The following is a 22,085-nucleotide window of genomic DNA, read 5'->3' on the forward strand; positions in this document are numbered from 1 at the left end:
ATGAGACGCCGGCGCCCTACTCCTCGCCCTGATGCTCGGCTTCGTGGTCCAGATCGTGCGCGGGGGAAGCATGCTGGTGATCGTCCGCTGGCGCATGCTCCTGCTCGGGGATGTCATCCGAACCGGGCGCTGCCGCACCGGGTGCGCCGAATTGCGCCAGCGCTGCGCGCAAGGCGGCCGCCGCCAGGTCGAATTGCGCACGCCATTCGCCGCTGGCAGCTTCCAGCCGGCAGGTGCCGCGCGGCAAGCGGTCGTCTTCCTTGATTGCCCATGCCATGCTGTCGGCACTGTCCAGTTCGGCACGATCCAGCGGATGCACCCAGGCCACCGCCTCGGTCAGTTTCGATGGCGCCTCCGCGCGCACCCGCCGGCACGCCGCTTCCAGCCGTTCGCGCGCAGTGGTCTCCAGCACCAGCCGGTCGAACGTCAGTTGGGCCAGCTCGATGGCCAGTTCCTGCGCCTGCTCCAGCACCTCGTGTTGCATTTGTTGCAGCACCTGCATCAGTTGGGTGGCCTCCTCGGCGACCCGTCGCTGTTCGTCGCGCATCAGGTGATCGGCTTCCTGGCGCGCCTTCTTCATCAACGCCTCGGCTTGCCGACGGGCCTCGGCCAGGATGTGCGCAGCCGCCTGCCCGGCCTCGTCGGTCACGGCGAAGGCGGGCGAGCTGATCACGCCAAAGCGCGGGCGCAGCGTGCGCGGCAACGCCAGCGTCTCGACGCAGAAATTATTCATTGCCTGTTCGGGCTGCATGATGTCCTCGGCTTCATTCTTGGCGCTGGCCTACGGCGCGGTGGCACGCGCCACGCACAATTGCCAGCAACTGCGCTCACGCTCACGCAGCCGCGCCGTCTCTGGCAGCGGCAGACGCAATTGCGGCGCGATCTGTTCATGCTCGGCTGGCGGCAGCAACAACCTCAGGCGCGACCACATGCCAGGGAATGCCTGCTCCAGCCGCAATGCCAGTTCCAGCGCGCCGCGCGTGCGCGCATTGGCCAACGGCGCGGGCAGCTCGCCGGTCCATCCGGCCAGTGGCTGAGTCAGCGCCACGCTCAGGCACCAGCGGCGATGCGGCGCCGGTAGCGCCGCCAGTTCGTCGGTGCGCTGGGCGCGGGCGGCAAACAGTCCGCCGTACAGGCTTGCCGCCAGTGCGAACTGCTGCGCATCCCGCAGCAGCGCCCCCTGCCAGCGCAGGTCGGGTGACGCCGGCAGCACTGCAGCCACGGCATGTTGCGCACACCAATGCCGGTAGGTGTCGCGCCGCCCCAGTGTGCTGCCGGCGATCTGCCCGATGGCGTCCGACGCTGCCGCCGGCGCCCCATACGACCAGGGTGAAAACCACCAGTCCAGGAATTGATCCGACAAGGCCGTCTGCATCACGTGCCCTGCGTGCTCTGCTGCGCCTTGGCCAGCTTGGTGGCGGCCTTGCCGGCGCGGCGCATGGCGAAGTTGGCCACGATGCGCTTGATCCGTGGATGACGCAGCGCCTTTTGCAAGCCGATGTAGCCCAGGCTGCCCAAGGCCACCATCAACAGCAGGCCGAAGCTCAGTGCCAACCCGGTCGCCGATGACGCGGCCACGGTGAAGGGGCCGAACATGGTCCATTCGATGCCCGGCGCCGGCGCTTCGCCCGGCATCATGACCACCGATACCTTGTTGCGCCCGTCCTCGCTGGCCAGGCCCGGAATGCTGGAGGCGACCAGCCGCCGGATGCGCGGCATGACCGCGTCCTCATCCAGCGGCGGACGGTATTTGATGAACACCGCCGCCGAAGAAGGCTGGATCGGTTCGCCCGGCGCGATGCGTTCGGGCAGCACCACGTGCACCCGCGCCGACACCACGTTGTCGAACTGCAGCATGGTCGACTCCAGTTCTTCGGACAGGCCGTGGATGTAGCGGATGCGCTCTTCCATGGGCGACGAGATCATGCCCTGCTTCTTGAACACTTCGCCCAGGTTAGACAGGCTGCGGCGCGGCAGGCCTGCCGCCGTCATGGTTTCGGTGGCGCGCGAGAGCTCGACGTCCTTGACCAGCAGCGAGACGCCTTCCTTGCCTTTCTGCTTGTCGACCTCGATCCCCTGGCGGTTCAGGGTCAGGATGATCTCGTTGGCGTCGGCATCGCTCAGGCCGGCCTGCAGGACCACCATCTTGGTGCAGGCGCTCAACAGCGCCAGCAGCAGGACCAGGCAGGCCAGGCGCGCCAGCACGCCGCATCCCACCGGTCTGCGCAGTGGCAGATTGGTTATCGTCGGCATCGACATGCCCCCCGGTTATTGAAGTTTGGTCAGTGAATCGACAGAAGAAGAGGCCTTGGAGACGGTCTTGGAAATCGTCTGCACCCGGATCTGGTAATCGCTCAGCGCCATCATGGCGCGCATGAGCTGCATCGAGTCGCCGCTGACGCTGGCCTTCTCGAGCAGCTTGGACACATATTGCTGGTCTTGCTTGATTTCGGATGCCAGGCTGGTGGTGCGCTGAGCCAGCGCGCTGCCCAGCGAATTGGTGTTGGGCTTGAGACGCATCGCGTCCTTGTTCATGTACTGCTCGAACATGGCCTTGAAGTGCTCGCCTTCGGCATTGCCGCCCTGGATGTCCATGTGCAGGCCGTTGCTGCGCGGGCCACCTGCAGACTGGTCGTTCAGGGTCGCGCTTGGCGGTAATGATGCTTGCTGCATTTTTCACTCCATCGAAATCAGACTGAACATTCCTTGAGTGGAAAACCGCAAGGGAAGGTTCCAGCGGCCGCGCCACGCTGTCACAGCAGGCCAGGATGGCGCATCAACGGATTGCCGCAATGCTCGCCGCCGCACCCCAGGTCCGAGGCCGGATCGCAAAAACCGTTCTTGCCGCAACGCCGCCGGCACTCGGCCCTGGAGCCGGGCCTGGGGGGCATGATCAGCGCTTCGCGTCGGGCGCTGGACGGGCGCGGCGGCGGCGCAGGCGTTCCCGGCGCCAGGGCCAGATGATGGCTGCGGTCGCCACTGCCGATGATGGTGTGACGCTCAGGCGCCGGACCGTCGTCGGCGATCAGGTCACTGCCCAGGCGCAAGACCGCCGTCAGCGACCAGTTGAAGGCATCCTCGCCCGGGCCCGGGTGCGCCGCGCCGATCAGCGCTGGGGCCGCCTCCGGCGCCTGGCTGCCGGCGCTGGCGTCGATGTCGGCTTGCCGTTCGGCAGCGGCCTGGCGCCGATGCGCCACGATGCGCAGCTCGATCTCGTGGCGCGCGCGCCGCTGTCGGGTCTCGCCCGCCGCCAGCCGTTCGGGATGGAGCGCGCCGGGATCGGCAATATCGTGCGGGTTGGCCATGCGCGCTCCCTATAGCGTTGCCGGAATCGGTGGCTCGCCCAGGGACTCCAGTTCCACCTCGCGCTGGGTGTCGCCGCTGGCCAGCATCTCGTGGACCACCGCATACACCTGCGCCACCGCCTGGTAGCTGCTGCGCGGCACCGCCGTATCGTCGCGGCAGGTGGCGTACAGGGTGCGCGCCAGCCAGACGTGACGGATCACCGGGATGCCGCACTCATGGGCGCGCCGGATCATGGCCTGGGCCACGTCGTCGCGGCCCTTGGCCAGCACCATCGGCACCATCGCCTCGGCGCTGTCGTAGAACATCGCCACGGCGAAGTGGGTGGGGTTGACCACCACCGCATTGGCGTTCTCGGTCTTGGCCGCGGGCGCTTCGTTGGCCCACTGGCGCGCCAGTTGCTTGCGCTGGCCCTTGATCATCGGATCGCCTTCGGACTCCTTGAATTCGCGCTTGATCTCTTCCTTGTCCATCATCAGCTCTTTCTTGTGGAAGTATTTCTGCACCGCGAAATCAAGCGCCCCCAGCACCAGGCACACCACGGCGATCATGTGGAAGATGGAGCGGATCAGGCTCACGAAGGCTTCGTAGATATCCTTGGGCTCGCCGCCGGCCAGCGTGACGATGTTGGCCAGCTGGCCACGGATGGCGCTGTAGATCAGGAACGCGATCAGGCCGGCCTTGCCCACCGTGATCAGGAGCTCGATCAGCTTCTTCTTGGACACCAGCTGCTTGAGGCCGTTGACCGGATTGAGCTTGTCGAATTTCGGTTGCAGCGACTCGGTGGCGATCAGCACGCCGAACTGCCCCCAGTGGGCGGCCACCGCCACCACCGGACAGATGATGAAGGCGGCGAAGAAGAACACCGCCAGCAAGGTCATCGACGCCGTCAATTGGTTTTCCAGCACGGTGCGAAAATCCTGGCCGACGCCTTGGATGCCGCCGGTCATGATGTTGAACAAGGCCCCGCGCCACAGCGATTCGGTGGCCAGCACCGTTTCCATCACCACCACCAGCGTAGCCAGCCGGGCTAGGTCGCGGCTGACGGCGATCTGGCCCTTCTCCTTCGCATCCTCGATCTTCTTGTCGGTCGGCTCTTCGCTCTTTTCGTCGCTCATGCATCCTCCGCGCGCTCAAGGTATTTCCATCATGCTCGCCACCAGGTCGAGCAGATGGGCGAAATCTCCCGCCACGTAATGCGAAAACGTGGACCAGTACAGCAGCAGGATCACCAGGCCCACCAGGCTCTTGATCGGGGCCGAGGCGAACGAGACCTGCAGGTTGGACGCAAACACCCCGATGATGGCAAAGCCGAATTCGATGAGCACCAGCGGAATGAGCACCGGTGCGCCATACACCACGATGTACCAGAGCAATTCGCCAAAACGCTTGACGATGATGTCGAAATGACCAGGCTCGAACGGCGGCATCAGCGCATATGCGGGCCACACCGCATAGCTCTCGATGAGGATGCGCGCCATGGCGGTAAACATGCCCGCCTGCACCATCACCAGCACCACCGCCTGCAGCAGCATGGCGCCGATGGCGCTGGCGTCGCGGTCGACCGAGGCGTTGTTGGCCTGGATCTGGATCGGCGAGCGCTGGCTGTCGAAGATCGAGCCGATCGACTGCACCACCCACAACGGAATGGCCATGAGGATGCCGAAGATCAAGCCGATGATGGCCTCCTTGAACACGATCACGCCCGAACTGAGCATGTCGGGCGCGTTCTGCTGCACGAAATAGAACGTCGGCAGCGCCGCCGGCAAGGCAATCGCCATGGCCGCGGCGTTCTTGGCCATGCCGGTCAGCACGTTCAGGCCGAAGCCGGGCAGGATCACCAGGCACACCAGCACCCGCGGCGTGACCAGAGCCATGGTCACCAGCACGGTATTGATGTCGAGCAGCAGCGAGGTCGGCATCTGCTCAACGCCCGATGTCGGGAACCATGGTGAAGGCAAGCTCGGCCAGGCGGATCATTTCCACCCCGATCCAGCGCCCCATGCTGGCCAGCGTCACCGCCACCGCCACCAGCTTGACCACATAGGGCAGGGTCTGGTCCTGGATCTGCGTCACGGCCTGGATCAGCGACACCCCCATGCCGCACAAGGTGGCGATGAGCAACGGTGGCGCCGACATCATGACGGCCATCCATAGGCCCTGCTGGAAATAGGTGATGGTATCGGTCATGCCGGACTCCTCTGGGTGGGTGGAAAAAGATGGCGCGTCATGCGCATTACAGATAGGACATGGCCAGGGCGTTGAGCAGCTTGGCCCAGCCGCCGACCAGCGTAAACAGCAACAGCTTGAGTGGAATGGTGATGGTCTGCGGGCTGACCTGCTGCATCCCCAGCGCCATGAGCAAGTTGGAAATCAAGAGGTCGATCACCACGAACGGAATGTAGATCAGGAAACCGATCTCGTAGCCGGTCTGCAATTCGGACACCACGAAGGCAGGAATCAGGATCAGCGCGTCGCTGGACTGGGCATCCCTGGCGGCTTCCTTGGGCCACAGCTTCTTGGCCGATGCCAAAAACATCTCGCGCTGCTCGGCATGGCTCATCCTGAGCATGAACTGGCGCAGCGGCTCGAACGAATCCTGCGCCCGCTGCAGGATCGGGGTGTTGCGCGAAGCGGCCGGATGCGTGCTGTCGACGGCCATGGCACGCTTGCCGACCTCCTGCACGGTCGGCGCCATGATGAACACCGACAAGGCCAGCGAGATGCCGTAAATGGCCAGCGTGGGCGGCACCTGCTGCACGCCGATGGCGTTGCGCAGCACCAGCAGCACCAGCGATATCTTCAGGAAAGACGTGGTCGTCACCACCATCAGCGGCACCAGCGCCATGAGCGCCAGCAGCACCGAGAACGAAACGACATCGAACTGCCCGCTCAGCATGCCCCGCTCCACTGGATGATGCGCACCCCGAGCCGGCCGTCCACCGCCACCACCTCGCCGCGTCCGACCTGCACGCCGGCGGCGCTGATGGCGATCGACTGCGGCGAGGCGTCATGCAGCACCAGCACACTGTGCTCGCCGAGCGCGCCGAGCTGATCCAGCGTCAGGTTCAGTCGCCCCAGTTCGAAACGCAGCGACAGCGCGATCTTGCCGCTGACCCCGACCGTGCCATCGCGCGGGTCATCGGCCTGCGGGTCCGTTTCAGCGGGCTGATCGTCGCTGTGACCGGCAGCGTCGTCTTCCTGATCGCCATCTTCCGCCGCGGCAGGATCAAAGTCCGGCGCGTAGCCGTCGGACGGTTCATCTGCGCCGTCGTCGGCGAAATCGGCATCCTGTTGGTCGCGTTGCGCATCAAGCTGTTGGTAGTCCACGTCGTTCTCCTCTGACAAAATTTGCAGGCGCTGGCGATCCAGGTATTGCACGCGCCAGTGGCGTTGGGCCAGGAGCAGGCGTCCTGTGCCGTCGATGTCGAAACAGGGCGAATCCGGCAGGATCAGGTCGCCGCAGCGCAGTGCGTCAAACGCCGCACGCGGCAGCCGATGGCGGGCCAGGGTCACGCTCGCGCCCGGCGCCAGCGTTAGCCAGCGCGCAGGCGGCAGGCGTAGCGGCATGGCTTCGGTCAATAACGCGTGCCATAGCGCCAGCGGGGCCCAGGCGGTGGTATCGATGGCATGCTGGCCATCGCGCAGGCGCAACGTGAGGGGCAGCAGGTCGGCCGTGTCCGTGGCGTGCGCATCGCGCGCCAGCGGCTGCAATGCCTGTAGCCATGCCAGCGGCGTGTCTTGCAGACGACCGGCGATGGCGCCGGCCAGCCAGCCTGGCCAGGCCAGGCCGTCATGTGGCACGGCATCGATGTCGATGCCGCACATGGCATTGACCATGCGCGCGCCATCGGCCAGCAGCAAGCTGGCCGCGTCCAGGTCCAGTTGCAGGTCCGGGCGCTGCGTGTTCGATACTGATGCCGGCAGCACCAGCAACTCGGCCGCACCGGGCCAGGCCATGCGCATGCCGCGCCCGACCAGCCGGCTCAGCTCGGCCTGCGGACGCGACACCACCGGCGCGTCGGCCAGCAAGTCCCAGCGCTGGACGCCGGACGAAGAAAGGTCTTGGGAAAGATCGGACATGAAAGCCTGGGATGCGAGTGGATCGGCACAGGCCACGGCCACGACCAGTCAAGCCATGTCGCAATGCCCCTGCGACCGCAGCCCGCTCTCGTTACAGCACCGTAAGCCTGACATCTGTCTGCATACGTTGCATCAGGGCTTTTTGCAGTTCCATTTTTCTGTTATTTATTTGTGCGCGGAACTGTTCCGAGGAGGGACTGAGCAGATAGGCGACATGATGCTCGCCGACGTCCACCGCCACGCCCAGCCGGGCGCCGTCGGGCAGCAGCACCTCGAAGATGCCATCGTCGCCGGCCGTGGGAAGCAGCCCGGCCAGCATGTCGCAATCGAGCTCGCCGCCGGCCAACGCGGTGCTCGCGCCACCGGAGCCGCCCCGCTCCTGCTCGCCCTCATCCTGCGTATCGCCTTGCTGACCGCCCCCTCCACCGCCGGCCTGCGGCGGCAGCGGCCACTGGCCGCCCTGGCCCGGCAGCGCCTGCTCGGCGTCGGCACCGGCGTCGCGCTGATCGCGCTCGGCCGCCTGGCGCGTGGCGGCCTTGGTGCTGGCTGGTGCAGCGCCGCGCATGGCACTGGCGGCGCGCTGCGGCTGCGGCTGGCGTGGCGCCGGGCGCGGCTCGGGCGGTTCCTCGCGCGCTGGCTGCGCCAGCGGCCTGGGCGGCAATGCGGGCCGCCTTGGCTTGGGCGGCGGCGCGCTGGGTGGCGCTTCGTTGAACAGGGAAAACATCGGAATCATGGCCATGCTTATGCCTCCGCATTTTGGGCCAGCAGCGCCGCTTTCATTTCGTCGCGCAGCACGCCCAGCTTTTCCTGCTGCTTGTTGGCGTCGGTCACGCGGCGCCTGGCCAGGAAGAATTCGACGCCCGAGGCGCGGCAGCGAGCCGCATGCGCGCGGCATTCGATGTGCATCACGTCGGCCTGGATTTTCATCTTTTCGTAGATGGTCTTGGCGCGGCTGAACTCGGCATTGGTCAAGCTCATGCTGAAGAAGGATGACCGCGCGGCCAGCCACTCTTCATGCGCGCGTAGCTTGGCCTGGCGCGCCGCCTGTTTCTGGCGGGTCAGTTCGGCACGCAGTGCGCGCCATTGCGCGCGCGCCTCGTTGCGCTCGCGTTCCAGGCGGCTCAGGCGTTGCTTGCGCACGTGCAGCAGCTGGTCCAGCCGGCGGTCCGGGCGACGCGGTTCGGGCACGTCGATCACCTCGCGCCGGGCCGGCCTGGCGCCGAATCCGCCTCTCATTCCGCCATGCCCATCAGGGTATCGATGGCCTGCTCGAAATCGGAACTGGCGCTGGTGTCCTGGCGCAGGAAGCTCAATTGCTCGGGCCGCAAGGCCATCGCGCGGTCGGCCACCGGATCGGTACCGGATTTGTATTCGCCCAGGCGGATGAGCAACTCCATTTCCTGGTAGCGCGACATCAGTTCGCGGAAATGCGAGGCCGCCTTGCGGTGCTCGCGGGTGGTGACGTTGCTCATCACGCGACTGATGCTGGCCAGCACGTCGATGGCCGGATAATGGCCCTGCTCGGCCAACTTGCGCGTAAGCAGGATATGGCCGTCGAGCAGCGACTTGGCCTCGTCGCCGATCGGGTCTGAGGCCGATTCGCCATCCACCAGCACGGTGTACATGGCGGTGATCGATCCCTGCGGGGTGCCGCCGGCGCGCTCGATGAGGCGCGGCAGCATGGTGTAGACGGACGGCGTAAAGCCGCCGCGCGCCGGCGGCTCGCCCGCCGCCAGGCCGATCTCGCGCTGGGCGCGCGCAAAGCGGGTCAGCGAATCGATCAGCAACAGCACCTTCTTGCCACGGTCACGAAAACCTTCGGCAATCGCGGTGGCGGTAAAGGCGGCACGCGAGCGCTCCATGGAGGTGCGGTCCGAGGTGGCGCACACCACCACCGTCTTGCGGATCAGCTCGGCGTCGAGCTCATGGTCCAGGAACTCGTTGAGTTCGCGTCCGCGTTCACCGATCAGCCCGAACACGATGGCGTCGGCCTGGCAGCCACGGGCGATGGCGGCCATCAGCGTGGTCTTGCCGCAGCCCGGGCCGGCGAAAACGCCGATACGCTGGCCGATGCCCATGGTCAGCAAGCCGTCGATGGCGCGCACGCCGGTGGCCAATGGTGTCGAGATACGCGGGCGGCTGGTGGCCGCCGGGGCGTCGCGAATGACCGGCGACATGGCTTTCCAGGTGGCCACGTTCTCGCTGGCGGCGGGCGCGCGGAACATCCAGCGCCCGAATCCATCGAGCACGCACCCGAACAGATGGTCGCCGACTTCAATCGAATGGGCGCGCCGCAGCGGCTCGATCACGGTGCGGGTCGACACCCCCTCCAGCGGGCTCAGGGCCGACAGGATAGATGCCTTTTCGGTAAAGCCCACCACCTCGGCCAGCATGGTCTTGCCGGGCTGCTCCGGGTTGAACAGGTTGCACAGCTCGCCGATCTGCACCGGCGGCATGTGCGCCTCGATCAGCGTGCCGAGCACCTGCGCCACCCGCCCCTGGCTGGTAAAGCCGGGACGCAGCGGCAGGCTGGCCTGCCAGTCCGGCACGCGCGCACGCAGTTGCGCCAGGCGCGCGCCGACCTCGTTGCCAAACGCCGGAGAGGGGCTCACCATGACACGTTCAACGCATGCTTGCCCGCAAACTTGAGCTGGTTGCCCGCCACGGCCACCAGTCGCACGCCGCGATATTCATCGCCCACGTACAGCCGCCGGCCATCGTCGGTGACGATGCTGGGATCGGTGCCGGTCATCACCTGGCTGATGCGAAACGGCAGCATCGATTCGGCATTGCCGATCTTGACGCTGATCGGGAAATCGATCACATAGGATTTGGCGAACGCCCGCAGCATGCGCTGCAGCCGCTCGGCATCGTCTTCGCCCAGCGCACCGCGAATGATCCATTCACGCGGCCCCAGATCAAGCGTGACCCGGTTCAGCAGGTCGACCTGGTCCAGCCGCTTGCGCAGCGCCAGTTCCAATTCGTCAGCCGGCAGCTGGCGCGGCAAGGATGCCAGGCGCTTGAGTTCGGCCTGCTGCGCCAGCGCTTCCTTGGCAGGCACCTCGGGATGGCTGGTCAAGCCATAGGCGGCCGCGCCCGACAAGGCGATGGCCGCCACGAAAGCGACCAGCACCAGCCGATAACCGTGCCGGCTGCGCTCGCCGCCATCGGCAACGGTGTCCGGGTGGGCAGAGGCCGTCTCGCTTGCCGCCTCGGCCTGCGCCGCGTCCAGCGCCTGTTCCTCATGAGGATCGAACAGGTCGGCGGCGGCGATGGCGTCAGGCGCCGCCGGATCGTCGGAGGCCGGCCCGGCCGCCTCATCCCCGGCCGCTGCGCTGTCCGCTGGCGGGTCTTGCGGCTCGGCCGGAGGATCGCTCCACGGCGCGTTGTCGTCCACCACGGTCAGCCAGATGTGGTCGGCGCGGGCAAACTCGCCGAACGACAGCGCCAGCTGCGGCGGCGTGGCATTGGAATGGGCGTCGCGAATGGCGCCGTCGGCGGCCGCCAGCGTCCAGCCATCGGCATCCAGGGTAAAGCGGGCGTGCCGCGCCAGGATGCCGGGATCGGCCAGCACCACGTCGGCGTCTTCGTCGGCGCCGATGCTACGCTCGCCCGGCTCCGGCAGCGGCAGCGTGGCGCCGCGGTGGTAACCGTTCAGAATGCGCAGTTCATGCATGATCTTGCTCCATCAGAAACATGTTCGCCCACAAGGGCTCTGGCATTGAGTGAGCGTATGACGGCTGCGGTTCCATCGATTACTTGAACGCGCTCTTGATCAGGGCCAGCAGGAAGTTTTCTTCGGGGGGTGCGGCACCGGGCTGGCGTGGGTCCCATTGCGGATTGTCCAGGTTGAACAAGGCACCCAGCACCATCGCCTCGGCCAGTTCGCGCCGCTTGCGCGCCATGGCCTCACGGTCGCGCGAGGCCGCGCGCAACGAGGCCGGCGAATCCTGGGCCTGCTGCGGGCTTTTCAACAAGGCCGGCATGCGTTTCTGCTTTTCCGCCAGGTCCAGGTTGACGTCGCGCATCAGGTTATCGATGAACATGCAGCATTTCAGCCGCAGCGCGTCCAGCTCTGCCGACATGCGTTCGTCCTTGCTGGCGCGATCGATGATCTCCCTGGCCTGTGCCGCAGTCATCGGCGGCTCAGGACGGACAGGCTGCAGCTCTTTTGCAAGTAATTTCATTTATACGCTCCATGTCGCATCAAATGGCACATCAATCGGGGCCGAAAACCGGACCAACAACAAGTGCAATACGCCGATGACGCCAGGTCCGGATCGCGTCATCGGCAAAGCCTGGCCTACCCCGGCTTGCGCAGTCTTTTGCTCAGTGTCCGTAAGAGCAATTCGAGCTGGTTATCGTTGGCCTTGAGCACCCAGTCATTGATATGAGGAGGTATCGTGTCCGGCGGCGCAGATTGCGTCGACACCTGGGGCATCGGCACGGCCTTGCGTTTGATCCCCCCCGACTGGTTCGACGGCAGTTGCGATGTTTTTTCGCCAGCGGGTCCCTGGGGTCGATGCGTTACGCCCCTGAATGGCGGCGCGCTCGGCGGCGGCGGAAAGTCGGACAGCGTGGGCGTCGGTTTCGCCGCCCGGCTCATCGGCATAGCCGTGGACGCGGCGGGCCGTGGCGGCATTTTCGGCCGGTTTTCCGGCGCATCGGAGGTGTCCTCCTGCAAGTCGGCGGATGGCTGTCTGGGCGGCAGCGCCGGCCCCTGGGTGCGTGGTGGCGATTGCGCCTTGCGGCGGTCGACGGGGGTCGACTCGTCTTCAGTCACGTCGTACAGTTCATCGAACGACGGCACCGTGCGCAAATTGGTTTCATGCGCGCCCTGGCGACCTGTGGGCGACGCGATAGGCTGGTCCTTGAAGGATTGGTTGTCGCTATCGCTCAGCGCACCATCGGCGTCGACGCGCGCGTCATCCTCGGGATTCTCCGCTTCGCTGATGTGATGGTTACGCCGCCAGCCCTGGCTCGGCGTCGGGTAATGCACGCTCTTCCTGGCGTTGCTCATCGTGCTTTGCGAAGCCTTCTGGAGGAACGGCATCACCTGCAGTTTTTCTTCCTCCGACAACGCATCGAAGTTGAATCCTGTGGTCCGCGGGGCCTCGGCATTGTCATGTGACGGTGCTGGCGGCGCGTGACGGCGTGACGACTCGCCTTCATGCTCATGCGAACCCGCTTGTTGAAACGACGCTGGCGGCTGCCGGTGCATGCGACCATGCGCTTGGGGTTGCTGAGAATTGCTGCCGATGCGGTGCAGGCCAGGGGCGACATGGTGAGCGAATTCCTTCAACTCGACCATGATCAGCGCCGACAGCTTGGCCACGTGAGCTTGCATCTCGGGCGTACGCGCCGAACCGGTCCGCTCGACCGCGTTCTTGTGCCCAAGGACGTAAGAAAAATGGTCGGCAAGGTCGTCAATGGCTTCATGCAGCTTGATGCCCCAGGCGCCATACTGCTCATGCACCGTATCCAGGGTCGCGTTACCGCGATTTCTTGGTGGGGGCTGCGGCGCGCTTTGCTGCTGCTCGTAGAAGTCCTGTGGATGGATGGTCGGTGAATAGCCCGCACCGGGCGGGATGGGTGGGTTAGTCATGGTGTTCTCCGTGGGGACTGCGGCAGCGGGCCAGGTTCGCGCAATGCGATCGACTGGGCCGTATCCGCAGTCTGGTCATGTTCAAGGGTTCGGTTCAGACTGCAATGGCGTTCGATCCGGGCTGCGCCCGGTGTGGGGCCGTCATGCGAACTTGCGCGGCGGCCCGATGGCTTATATCTGATGAATATATGTCGCTGGCCCGGCGCCGGTTCCTTGAAGCCAGGCAATTCTTCAGACTTCGATCATGCCCACCGGCTTGACCTTGGTGTGCTGGGTCAGCTCGGAAAAGGCGAACACCGGCACCGGAAAGAATTCTTCCTCGATAAGCTTGCGCACCGAGCGCCGGATGTCGGCCGCCGTCACCAGCACCGGCGGCACGATGGGCGTGCTGACGTTGGTCGACAGCTCGTTCAAGCGGTCCAGGATCATCTGCTCGAGTTCGGAATCGATGTCCAGGTAACTGCCCTGGCTGGTCTGGCGCATGGCGTTGCGCAGTTGGTCTTCCAGCTCGGGCGACAGCAGGATCACTTCGATCAGTCCGTCACGCGAAGCTTCGAAACAGAGCTGGCGCTTGAACGCCAGCCGCACATAATCGGCGATGACGTCGGGATCGCGCTCCTTGGGCGCCCAGTCGAGCGTCGTTTCCAGCAGCAGCCGCGCATTGCGCAGCGACACGCCTTCGCGCGTGAGGCGTTGCACCACTTCGGTCAGGCGCGGCAGGGTGACGGTCTTGACCACTTCCTTGCCCAGCTCCGGATAGCGGCGCTCGGCCCAGCGCGTGAAGCGGATCACCTCGTTGACGCCGACGAACATCTGGCAGTTGCGCAACATCTCGACCTCGACGTCGGCGGCGAATACCTTTTCCCAGGGCTCGGCCAGCACGCCGGCGTCGAGCAGCTTGACCGGATCGTCGACCTTGATCCAGACCCGGCGCCGGCGCGAACCGGGAATGTTGCGCTCGAACCCCTGGAAGCCCAGTTCCTGCACCCGTTCCAACGGTTCGCGCGTGGCGCTCCAGCCCAGCATGATGTCGGCGTCGACCAGCGGCACCTCGGACATCATGAACAGCACCCGCCCTTCCGGCACCGAATCCTCGAATTCGAACTCGATCGGCTTCAGGTCGGGAATGCCACGCTTTTCCAGGATCGCATTGCGCATCTGGCGCACCGCCGTGCGGATCTGCTCGGCTTCCGGGGTTTCCTGCATGGCGCTCGGCAGGCGCAGGATGAACGGCGTGGTGGCCGCGAAGTTGGTGAGATCGACAATGCCGGCGTTCTGGCGCTCCTGTTCTTCCGACTGGCGCGCCATCTCGGCGTCGGCCAGGGGCTTGAGCAAGCCCACCACCCCGCCCACCGCCAGGCCGACCGCCAGGCTCACGAAGATCAGGGTGGGCATGCCCGGAATCAGCCCGAACAGCAGCATGATCCCGGCCGCCGTGAGCAGCGCCTTGGGTTCGCCGAACAGTTCACCGGCGATATCGCGGCCGATGTTGGTCTCGCCGTCGTCGCCGCCGTCACCGACGCGGGTGGTGATGATGCCCGCGCCCAGCGAGATCAGCAGCGCCGGAATCTGGGCGATCAGCGCATCGCCGATGGATAGGATCGAATAGACCTGCATCGCCTGGCCAGCTTCCATGCCGCGCTGCACGATGCCGATCGATATACCGCCGATCAGGTTGATGGCGACGATGCAAAGGCCGGCGATGGCATCGCCCTTGACGAACTTCATGGCGCCGTCCATGGCGCCGTGCAACTGGCTTTCCATGCCCAGGTGCGCGCGCTTGGCCTTGGCTTCCTCGGCGGTCAGGATGCCGGCGCGCAAGTCGCTGTCGATCGACATCTGCTTGCCCGGCATGGCGTCCAGCGAGAAGCGCGCCGACACTTCCGACACCCGTTCCGAGCCCTTGGTGATGACGATGAACTGCACCACCGTCAGGATCAGGAAGATCACCAGCCCCACCACCAGGTTGCCGCCCACCACGAAGTTGCCGAAGGTCTCCACGATGTGTCCGGCATCGGCGTCGAGCAGGATCAGGCGGGTGGTCGACACCGAAATCGCCAGCCGGAACAGCGTGGTCAGCAGCAGCACCGCAGGAAAGGTCGAAAATGCCGTGGGCCCTGGCATGTACATGGCGACGATGACGATCAGGCCGGATGCGCACAGGCTGAAGGCGATCAGCATGTCCAGCAGCCAGATCGGCATCGGCAGCACCAGCATGAAGACGATCCCGATGACCAGTGCCGCGGCCAGCAGTTCGGCCCGCTGGCCGACACGCATGGCGACCTTGTTGAGCAGCGTGACGATGCCGATGGCTTTCATTTGCGTTCCCCCCTGGTTGTTGTAGCGGCCTGTGACGCCGTGATCGGCGCGGCTGTGGTGTGATAATCAAGCCGCCGCAGCACCAGGTCGATCCAGGCACTGTTGACGGGCGTGCGCATGGCGTGCAGACGCCCGGTGTCGACCGGCTCCAGCACCTCGGCGGCGGCCAGGTCGCGCATCAGCTGCAAGTTTTCGTCCGCCGGCCATAGCTGCTGGCAACCGACTGCAAGCTGGTAGGCCTGTTCATACTGATAGGCATTCAGATGCCCCCAGACCAGGCCGGTCGCCGCCAGCAGCTCGGGCTGCGCTCCTTCATGCTGCCTTTTCTTGCGCATCGTCCTGCTCCGGTGGTGGGGTTTCGGGATCGGCATCGCTGCGCCGCATCTGCTGCAGCCGCAAACGCATCTGTACTGCGCTTTCAACCAGTTTCAGGGCGCTCATCATGGGCATGCGCGCCGCGCCTTCTTCCAGCGTCAGCGAATGCGCCACCAGCAGGCGTTGCAGGCTGCGCATGACCGGGATCGGGTCGCCACGCCAGACTGGATTGTCGAACGTGGCGGCCGCGCCCAGGCATTGCTTGACCACTGCCTGCAGCGGATCGACGGGCAGTCCCGGTGCCGGCAGCGAGGCGGCTTCTTCGCCCGGCGTCAGCTGTGGACGTGACTTGGGAAGCTGCGCGACCTGGCCGACGCTATGTATCTCGGCCAGTTCGCCCGGCTCTGACGGGAGCGGCCGGACGCTGCCGGCGCTGGAGGCGGACTGGATCAATTGAGCAGCTCCCGGCCCAGTTCAAGCTGGCCATCGAGCAGTTCCCCGCCCTCTTCCTCGTCCGAGCTGAGGCGGCGCACCACATACAGGCTGCCGTCGTTGAACAGCGCCGGCAGCCAGCCGGCGAAGCGGCGCGGATCGGCGGCACGCCGCCGCAGCAGGTCGCTGGCGTGCATAGGCGCATCCGCGCCCACGCCCAGACCCACCAGCATGCAGTACTCGAGCGGATAGGCGAAGACATGCAGACCGCCGTCCAGGTCGCACAGGGCAACCGTGTTCTGCAAGCGCGCCTTGGCGATAAGCTTGACTATCAAGTCGTTCATGAAGCTGTTCCCCCTGCGTCATCGTTGATTCGGATCATCCCGGGACTTGCCGCGTCGACCGCCTTCAAGTACCGGGTGCATGGGCGCGGCGCATCGAACCGGCCAGCGTGGCGCGCCACTCCTGCTCGCGCAACTCGGCCAGGGTCGGATGGTTGGACATCCGGTCCTGCAGCAGTGTGATCTGCCGGCTCAACTCATCGAGCAGCTCGCGCCGCGCCGACAGCTTGTCCTGCGGCCATAGCGCCAGCGGCAGCTGCGAGATCGCGTTGCGCACCTCCCGATAGGCATGCGCGCGCGCATCCTTGTCGGCTTCGGACATATCCACCAGCTGCGCCATGAGCTGGGCCACCTTGCCCTTGCCCCATCCGGTCTCGGCGGCAGTCACCAGGATCAGCATGGCTTCGACACTATCGGCTTTGACTTTCATAGGATGCGTGTAAGTTTGTTGACCAGTTCATCGGCGATCCTGAGGGCCGAGCGCACCAGCTTGAAGCCCTTGCCATCGTCCATCGATTGCGCATACAACCCCATGCTGCGTTCGGGGTGCTCGCGCATCTCCTTGCGCATCAGGATCGAGCCGACCATGTGGCTGCTCAGCACGTCGAGCGCGTCATTGATGAATCCCGGAAAATTGCGCGCCACCGAGCGGGCGATGGTCAGAGTCGACAGGAACACATCGATCGAGATGTTGCGGTTGGCGCCGATCACGTAGCGCATCTCGCGCAAGTCCACCGGCGCTTTCTCGGCTTCGATCGCCTGGGTCGACGGCATGTCGGGGTCCCGCGCCAGTTCTTCGCGGATGTGCGAGAAGCGGGTGCCGAAGATCTCGCCCATGATCTGGCCGGTGGCATTGACCACCTTCATGTCCTTGGCCCGGTCCTCGCTGGGCGAATCCTTGACGCGTTCGCGCGTCTGCAGCAACAGATTGACTGCATGCAGCACCAGCTCCTGCTCTTGCAGCAGCTTTTGCTGCAGCCGGTCGCGCGTCTCGCGGTCCTTGTGGCGTGACTGCCCCAGACCGGCGATCAGGATCGCCAGATTCTCGGCCACCAGGTCGCCATTGAGGCCGAACACCTCGTTGAGTACGGCCTTGTCCAGCGCCTGCACCGGTTCGCTGTGCTCGTTTCTTTCACGCTGCGCCTCGTTGCCGCGCGACGCGCTGCCACCGCGCTTGGCGTTGGCCCCGGGCTTTTGCGATTGCGACTGCGGCTGGCGCGCCACCACCGTGCGCGGGCGGTCCTGCAACGCCTGCTTCAGATGATGCAGTACCCGCGTGCCGCTGCGCGCCTTGAAGGATTCCAGTGTTTCCTGCAGCACGGTCTCGATGTCATTGAACATCTGCGCCTGACTCTTCAGCGGCTGATGATGTTTCAGATTGGCGTTGACGCGCGGCGGCAGCGGAACGACCGGAGGCTGTTCCAGCGGAAGATTATTGGGAGATCCCTTGATGGACGAGTTCATGGCCTTGGGTGGCATGCGCCAGGCGAGCGGTTCCACCTACCGGCATCACCTAAAAACAGCGCTCAGACGGTTCCAGGCGGAATCCGATAATTCCTCAACATTGTTCAATGTCTCACCAATGTTCAAAGAATGATCACGACCGCCGATCCCGCTGATATCTTGCGTCCAACTCAGATCAGCGCAGGACGGAAAAACACCTTGCGCACTCAACCAACACCGGTGTTTCACCCAAGGAGAATGCCATGCAAGCCGTATTTGAAGCCCAAGCGATCACGCTCGAATCCCACCACGTCTTCGCCGCCGACCTGGTCGCCGATGAAAGCGACCCGCACGATGACGACTTGCAGGCAGATCAATCGCAGGACAGCCCGGAGCACGATCAGCACGCCGCCGCCGACGAGCCAGCCGATGCCGCACCAGCGCCGCAGGCCGTGCAGATCGACGTGGTGGCGCTCTATACCCAGCACCGCACCCACCTGCTCCGCTTCGTGCAACGTTACGTGGGCAGCCACGAAGATGCCGAGGACGTGGTGCAGAACACCTTTATCGAAGCCATGAAATGCGCGCACCGGTTTTCCGGCCTGTCCAAGCCATCGACCTGGCTGTTCGGCATCGCCCTGAACCTGGCGCGCAACCAGGTGCGCCGCAACACCGCCGATCGCTACGAGATGGTCGACGAGAATTTCATGGAACAACTGGTCGATGCCAGCGCCGACCCGGCCATGGCTTATGAATTGCGGCAGATTGCGCAGAAGGTGGACGACTTGCTGAGCGAACTGTCGCCGCAGATCCGCAACACCTTCGAAGCCGTGCTCGATGGTGACGCCACCTACGAAGAAGCCGCGCAACAACTGAGTATCCCGATCGGCACCGTGCGTTCCCGCGTCTCCCGCGTGCGCGCCGCCGTGCGCAATGAATACGGCAACAGCCCCGTATCTGCCAAGCGTTCTTCCGGCACAGCCACGAATTCGTCGCGCCGCTGATGGCGCAGCCGCTGCGCCGGCTTAGCGGCGCGGCGGCGACTTGGGCCGGATCTCGTCGAAACAACGCGTGGCGAGATCGGCCGTATTGAGAATTTCATCCATCACACCGCGCTCGTCGGTCAAGCTACGCAAGGCGATCTTGCGCACCAGCACATAGCGGCCTTCATCGGCGTGCCACAGGAAATCGCAGCTGTCAGGGCGCTCGTCGCTCAACGCCGCCAGCGGCGCCATCGAGGCCGTCATCGGCGCATCGCACGGCGGCAGCAGCCCGGTCACCGACAGATAAAGATCAATGCCGGCCGGCTCCACCGAAGTACGGGTGAGGATGTCACCGATCTGCAGTTCCAGCGCCGGCCGCGCCGCGGCCTGCTGCCCCGAATAGCGCATCAGGTCCAGCAGCAGTTGCTTGACCTCCTGGCCGGAAATGTCGTCTTGTTCGTCTTGCAAGATCGCGATCCTGTCTGATTGTGCGCAATAGGCGTTGTTGCGCGCCGAAGCGCGCAATGTGGCCGACGATTCTACCAATGAAAACGGCCCTTTCAGGCCGGCTTCCCAATTTACGAGAAAATTCAAGCTGCTAGTCACGCGATTACCCCATGTCGGTTAAAGGTTGCGGCGCCATGTTGAGGCTTTTCCAGATTGGCCAGCGTTGCTCCATGATGCCCTGGGCGATGTCGGCCACGGCCACGCCCAGGTCTTGCTCCTGCTCCTGCTCCTGCGCCGGCTTGCCGCGCCGCATGGCCTGCGCCATCGGCGCTACCCAGCTGCCATGCGCCACGCTGTTGTGCAGGATCTGGTCATAGGCGATGCGCTGGCACAGCCCGGAGCGCAAGCCGCCGCCCAGCAGCGGCGAAGCCAGCACCTGGAACGCATCCGATTCGCGGGCGGCAGCCGCCAGCAGGCGGTTCAGGCGCTCGGCCGGGCGCCGGTCGGCACCAGCGGCGCTGAGAAAGAAGATGGCGCATTGTTCGGACTCGTGCAGCAGCGAAGCCAGGCGCACCACCTCATCGAAACCGGCTCCCTGGCGCCGCAGCTCGGGCAAGGCCGCCAGCTCCAGCAACGAATGCGGCCGCTCACGCAGCGCCTGCATGACCGGATGGTAGAGCGCATGGTCGACTTCGAATTTTCCTGCCGCGAACGCCAGCAGCGGTGTCACCTGCGACACCGGAATGGTCAGCGCCAGCCCGCAGCGCTCCAGCCACTGGCGCCTGCGTGCCGGGGTCATGCGCCGGGCGCCGCGCACGAAGATATCCTGGCGGAACGGGGTGTTGCAGATATGATCACAGGCCAGTTCGCGCAAGCCCGGGTCGGAAATGGTCGCCAGGAAATCCTGCTGCGCGCGGCTCATGTTGATGTCGTGATACTGGCTGCTCAACAGCGCCGACCCGGCGAAGTCGAGCTTGGCGCCGGCCATCTCGCGCATCACATCGATCGAATACATGGGATCGGCCCCGTCGTGCAGATACTCATGGGCGTGATAGTTGTCGTCGGCGGTATTGCGCAGGTTCTGCAAGCGATAGTCCAGCTGGCGCGACTGGATCTGGGTGAAGAAGCGGGCCTTGACGTCGACCAGGCCTTGTACCAGTTCGCGCCCACGGGCCAGCTTGTCCTTGGTGCAGACCTGCTGGTTGCGCGCCGCCTCGCGCAGCAGCCGGCGCAGCGAGAGCGATGCGGTCCAGCCCGGCATGGCGTTGTAGTTGACATACACCACGCCGCCCGGCTTGAGGTAGCGACGCAGGAATTGCACGATATAGCCGCGATTGACGCTATCGACCCAGCTGTAGATGCCGTACATGGTCACGTAGTCGAACTGCGGCAACGCGATCCGGCCTTCGGCCATTTCCTTGAAGCTCGCCTCAAGCACGGTCAGATTATCCAGTTGCGCGCCCTCGGCCATTTCCTGGGCTGCCTTTACGTGCGAGGGCATGAAGTCGACCGCGAAGAATTTTCCGTGCGGATTGGCCGCCGCGTACACGTTGGCCATCAGGCCCAATCCACAGCCCAGCTCCATGTAGGTAAACGGCTGGTCGAGCGGCACCGGCTCGATGCCATACGAAACGCAGGCAAAGTTCAGGTGAGTGGGGCCTTGCTCCATGGCGAAGGTCGGCACATAGTCCAGCCCCTTCTCGTAACTGTCGTTGAACTCCACTGCGCGCTCCTCCAGCGTGATGGCTGCCGCCTCCCTTGTGTACGGCAGCGGTGTCGGTCGATGTGATGCCTACTTGCGCGACATGCGGCGGATGCGATGCCACTGGAAGTTCTCATCCAGGTCGGCATGCATCATTGCCTGCTGTGCGCTGCGACGTTCTGGCCTGCGCGACGACGATGCTTTCTCGAAATAGCCTTCCTCATCCAGGCCGTAAGCGTTTTTCATGGCGTCTTACCTTTCTTATGGAAAATGACGTGCTGCGAACAATTCGGTGCGCTCAGGCGAGCCGGACCGGTATGCCCAGATAGATCTCCGGCAAGCCCAGGTTAAGGATCATGCGGGAGCGCAGCAAAAACTGATAACGGGCCGAGTTCGGCGAACTCGGGCTCGCCGCCGGCGCATAGTTCTGTGCACTGGCGGCTTTCTTCTGTTCATCGCGTGCCACATCGGCCACGGTGGCCTGGCGCGTCTTTTCGGTCTTCAATGGCGCTTCTTGCGGATCGTCGCGGGGAATTGGCGGCACGTAACCGCTCACGCCATTGAGAAACACGGTCGCCGCCAGGTCCTGCTCGCCCGCGTGGTTCACACGGGTCAGGGCCGCCCTGGACGGGGTCGACGGCCTGGCGCGACCGATACTGCGCAGCGGCTGCGCCCAGCCTGGGCGCCGACCTGGCGCCATGGTGGCCGATGGCGTCGCTTTGGCATCGAGATAGCTGGTCGCCGGCGGCGGCGCCGGCCTTGCGGCATAGCTGTCGAGCAGCTGGTCGTGCTCCCGCATCAGCTCTGCCAGGCCATGTGTCCTGGAGGGATCGAAGCCGGGGTTGATTCTCATGGTCATCCTCTATTGCTTGCTGCGGCGCGATCCGGCCTGCACTACGGCCGGACCGCGCCTGCTCGGTTAAAACCGGCCGGGGCTTACAGACGGCCCTTGTCCAAGGCCTTGTCCGGATCGCCACGACCCAGCTTGCCGTCGCTCTCACCATCGGTGGCGGATTCGACCCGCTTGTACAATTCACCGCCGTGGGCCATGTAGGTCTGCGCGGCCTTCTGCACTTCAGGATCGGCCTTTTGCTCCTTGCCGTTCTTGTCGG

General features: G+C 65.0%; 27 protein-coding genes. 1 reads left to right on the top strand and 26 read right to left on the bottom strand.

The window, feature by feature from the left end; genetic code table 11:
* Positions 1–16 precede the first annotated feature (16 nt).
* The 22 genes from LBW87_RS16110 to LBW87_RS16215 form a co-directional block, all read right to left on the bottom strand.
* On the bottom strand, positions 17–733 hold the full coding sequence (locus tag LBW87_RS16110; RefSeq protein ID WP_225202507.1) for a FliH/SctL family protein: 717 nt from the start codon (positions 731–733) through the stop codon (positions 17–19).
* A 48-nt stretch (positions 734–781) separates the two neighbouring features.
* On the bottom strand, positions 782–1,363 hold the full coding sequence (locus tag LBW87_RS16115; RefSeq protein ID WP_225202508.1) for a hypothetical protein: 582 nt from the start codon (positions 1,361–1,363) through the stop codon (positions 782–784).
* 11 nt (positions 1,364–1,374) lie between these two features.
* Positions 1,375–2,253, bottom strand: coding sequence for a type III secretion system inner membrane ring lipoprotein SctJ (gene sctJ, locus LBW87_RS16120; RefSeq protein WP_225202509.1), 879 nt, complete (start codon positions 2,251–2,253; stop codon positions 1,375–1,377).
* A 15-nt stretch (positions 2,254–2,268) separates the two neighbouring features.
* Positions 2,269–2,673: an EscI/YscI/HrpB family type III secretion system inner rod protein gene (locus tag LBW87_RS16125; protein ID WP_225202510.1), complete on the bottom strand. Its 405-nt coding sequence runs from the start codon at positions 2,671–2,673 to the stop codon at positions 2,269–2,271.
* Positions 2,674–2,753: 80 nt separating this feature from the next.
* On the bottom strand, positions 2,754–3,305 hold the full coding sequence (locus LBW87_RS16130; protein ID WP_225202511.1) for a hypothetical protein: 552 nt from the start codon (positions 3,303–3,305) through the stop codon (positions 2,754–2,756).
* Positions 3,306–3,314: 9 nt separating this feature from the next.
* Positions 3,315–4,421, bottom strand: a complete 1,107-nt coding sequence (gene sctU / locus LBW87_RS16135; protein ID WP_225202512.1) for a type III secretion system export apparatus subunit SctU — start codon at positions 4,419–4,421, stop codon at positions 3,315–3,317.
* 15 nt (positions 4,422–4,436) lie between these two features.
* Positions 4,437–5,225, bottom strand: coding sequence for a type III secretion system export apparatus subunit SctT (gene sctT, locus LBW87_RS16140; protein WP_225202513.1), 789 nt, complete (start codon positions 5,223–5,225; stop codon positions 4,437–4,439).
* A 4-nt stretch (positions 5,226–5,229) separates the two neighbouring features.
* Positions 5,230–5,493, bottom strand: coding sequence for a type III secretion system export apparatus subunit SctS (sctS, locus tag LBW87_RS16145; RefSeq protein WP_225202514.1), 264 nt, complete (start codon positions 5,491–5,493; stop codon positions 5,230–5,232).
* Positions 5,494–5,539: 46 nt separating this feature from the next.
* The gene (gene sctR / locus LBW87_RS16150; protein ID WP_225202515.1) at positions 5,540–6,202 is read right to left on the bottom strand and encodes a type III secretion system export apparatus subunit SctR; all 663 of its coding nucleotides are present in this window, start codon (positions 6,200–6,202) and stop codon (positions 5,540–5,542) included.
* The gene (locus LBW87_RS16155; RefSeq protein ID WP_225202516.1) at positions 6,196–7,386 is read right to left on the bottom strand and encodes a FliM/FliN family flagellar motor switch protein; all 1,191 of its coding nucleotides are present in this window, start codon (positions 7,384–7,386) and stop codon (positions 6,196–6,198) included. The genes sctR and LBW87_RS16155 overlap by 7 nt, the downstream gene beginning before the upstream one ends.
* 91 nt (positions 7,387–7,477) lie before the next feature.
* Complete coding sequence (locus LBW87_RS16160) at positions 7,478–8,125, bottom strand: hypothetical protein (RefSeq protein ID WP_225202517.1); 648 nt, start codon at positions 8,123–8,125, stop codon at positions 7,478–7,480.
* A 2-nt stretch (positions 8,126–8,127) separates the two neighbouring features.
* Entirely contained in the window at positions 8,128–8,622 is a 495-nt protein-coding gene (locus tag LBW87_RS16165; protein WP_225202518.1) for a hypothetical protein, read from the bottom strand.
* Positions 8,619–10,001 (bottom strand): FliI/YscN family ATPase, encoded by a 1,383-nt coding sequence (locus tag LBW87_RS16170; protein WP_225202519.1) that lies wholly within the window; start codon positions 9,999–10,001, stop codon positions 8,619–8,621. The genes LBW87_RS16165 and LBW87_RS16170 overlap by 4 nt, the downstream gene beginning before the upstream one ends.
* Positions 9,995–11,062: an FHA domain-containing protein gene (locus LBW87_RS16175; protein WP_225202520.1), complete on the bottom strand. Its 1,068-nt coding sequence runs from the start codon at positions 11,060–11,062 to the stop codon at positions 9,995–9,997. The genes LBW87_RS16170 and LBW87_RS16175 overlap by 7 nt, the downstream gene beginning before the upstream one ends.
* A gap of 79 nt (positions 11,063–11,141) precedes the next feature.
* Positions 11,142–11,573 carry a hypothetical protein gene (locus LBW87_RS16180; RefSeq protein WP_225202521.1) on the bottom strand — a complete coding sequence of 144 codons (432 nt, stop codon included), beginning with the start codon at positions 11,571–11,573 and terminating at the stop codon, positions 11,142–11,144.
* Positions 11,574–11,689: 116 nt separating this feature from the next.
* Positions 11,690–12,991, bottom strand: a complete 1,302-nt coding sequence (locus LBW87_RS16185; RefSeq protein ID WP_225202522.1) for a hypothetical protein — start codon at positions 12,989–12,991, stop codon at positions 11,690–11,692.
* A gap of 231 nt (positions 12,992–13,222) precedes the next feature.
* On the bottom strand, positions 13,223–15,310 hold the full coding sequence (gene sctV, locus LBW87_RS16190) for a type III secretion system export apparatus subunit SctV (protein ID WP_225202523.1): 2,088 nt from the start codon (positions 15,308–15,310) through the stop codon (positions 13,223–13,225).
* Positions 15,307–15,645, bottom strand: coding sequence for a hypothetical protein (locus LBW87_RS16195; protein ID WP_225202524.1), 339 nt, complete (start codon positions 15,643–15,645; stop codon positions 15,307–15,309). Before LBW87_RS16195 ends, sctV begins: the two co-directional genes overlap by 4 nt.
* Positions 15,623–16,078, bottom strand: a complete 456-nt coding sequence (locus tag LBW87_RS16200; protein WP_225202525.1) for a hypothetical protein — start codon at positions 16,076–16,078, stop codon at positions 15,623–15,625. The genes LBW87_RS16195 and LBW87_RS16200 overlap by 23 nt, the downstream gene beginning before the upstream one ends.
* Positions 16,075–16,401 (bottom strand): hypothetical protein, encoded by a 327-nt coding sequence (locus tag LBW87_RS16205; RefSeq protein WP_225202526.1) that lies wholly within the window; start codon positions 16,399–16,401, stop codon positions 16,075–16,077. Before LBW87_RS16205 ends, LBW87_RS16200 begins: the two co-directional genes overlap by 4 nt.
* Positions 16,402–16,465: 64 nt before the next feature.
* Positions 16,466–16,828: a hypothetical protein gene (locus tag LBW87_RS16210; protein WP_225202527.1), complete on the bottom strand. Its 363-nt coding sequence runs from the start codon at positions 16,826–16,828 to the stop codon at positions 16,466–16,468.
* Positions 16,825–17,862, bottom strand: a complete 1,038-nt coding sequence (locus LBW87_RS16215; protein ID WP_225202528.1) for a hypothetical protein — start codon at positions 17,860–17,862, stop codon at positions 16,825–16,827. The genes LBW87_RS16210 and LBW87_RS16215 overlap by 4 nt, the downstream gene beginning before the upstream one ends.
* Before the next feature lie 242 nt (positions 17,863–18,104).
* Between LBW87_RS16215 and LBW87_RS16220 the strand changes: the two genes are divergently transcribed.
* Positions 18,105–18,845 (top strand): RNA polymerase sigma factor, encoded by a 741-nt coding sequence (locus tag LBW87_RS16220; protein WP_225202529.1) that lies wholly within the window; start codon positions 18,105–18,107, stop codon positions 18,843–18,845.
* Positions 18,846–18,866: 21 nt separating this feature from the next.
* On the opposite strand, the gene LBW87_RS16225 is transcribed toward LBW87_RS16220, so the two are convergent.
* From LBW87_RS16225 to LBW87_RS16240, 4 genes are all read right to left on the bottom strand, one after another.
* Positions 18,867–19,292, bottom strand: coding sequence for a hypothetical protein (locus LBW87_RS16225; RefSeq protein WP_225202530.1), 426 nt, complete (start codon positions 19,290–19,292; stop codon positions 18,867–18,869).
* Between the two features lie 142 nt (positions 19,293–19,434).
* A complete protein-coding gene (locus LBW87_RS16230) occupies positions 19,435–20,994 on the bottom strand; it encodes a class I SAM-dependent methyltransferase (protein WP_225202531.1) in 1,560 nt (519 codons plus the stop codon).
* Positions 20,995–21,063: 69 nt separating this feature from the next.
* Complete coding sequence (locus LBW87_RS16235) at positions 21,064–21,219, bottom strand: hypothetical protein (RefSeq protein ID WP_225202532.1); 156 nt, start codon at positions 21,217–21,219, stop codon at positions 21,064–21,066.
* A 52-nt stretch (positions 21,220–21,271) separates the two neighbouring features.
* On the bottom strand, positions 21,272–21,826 hold the full coding sequence (locus LBW87_RS16240) for a hypothetical protein (protein WP_225202533.1): 555 nt from the start codon (positions 21,824–21,826) through the stop codon (positions 21,272–21,274).
* Between the last annotated feature and the right edge of the window lie 259 nt (positions 21,827–22,085).

Source organism: Herbaspirillum sp. alder98 (assembly GCF_020179755.1).
Taxonomy (GTDB): domain Bacteria; phylum Pseudomonadota; class Gammaproteobacteria; order Burkholderiales; family Burkholderiaceae_D; genus Herbaspirillum.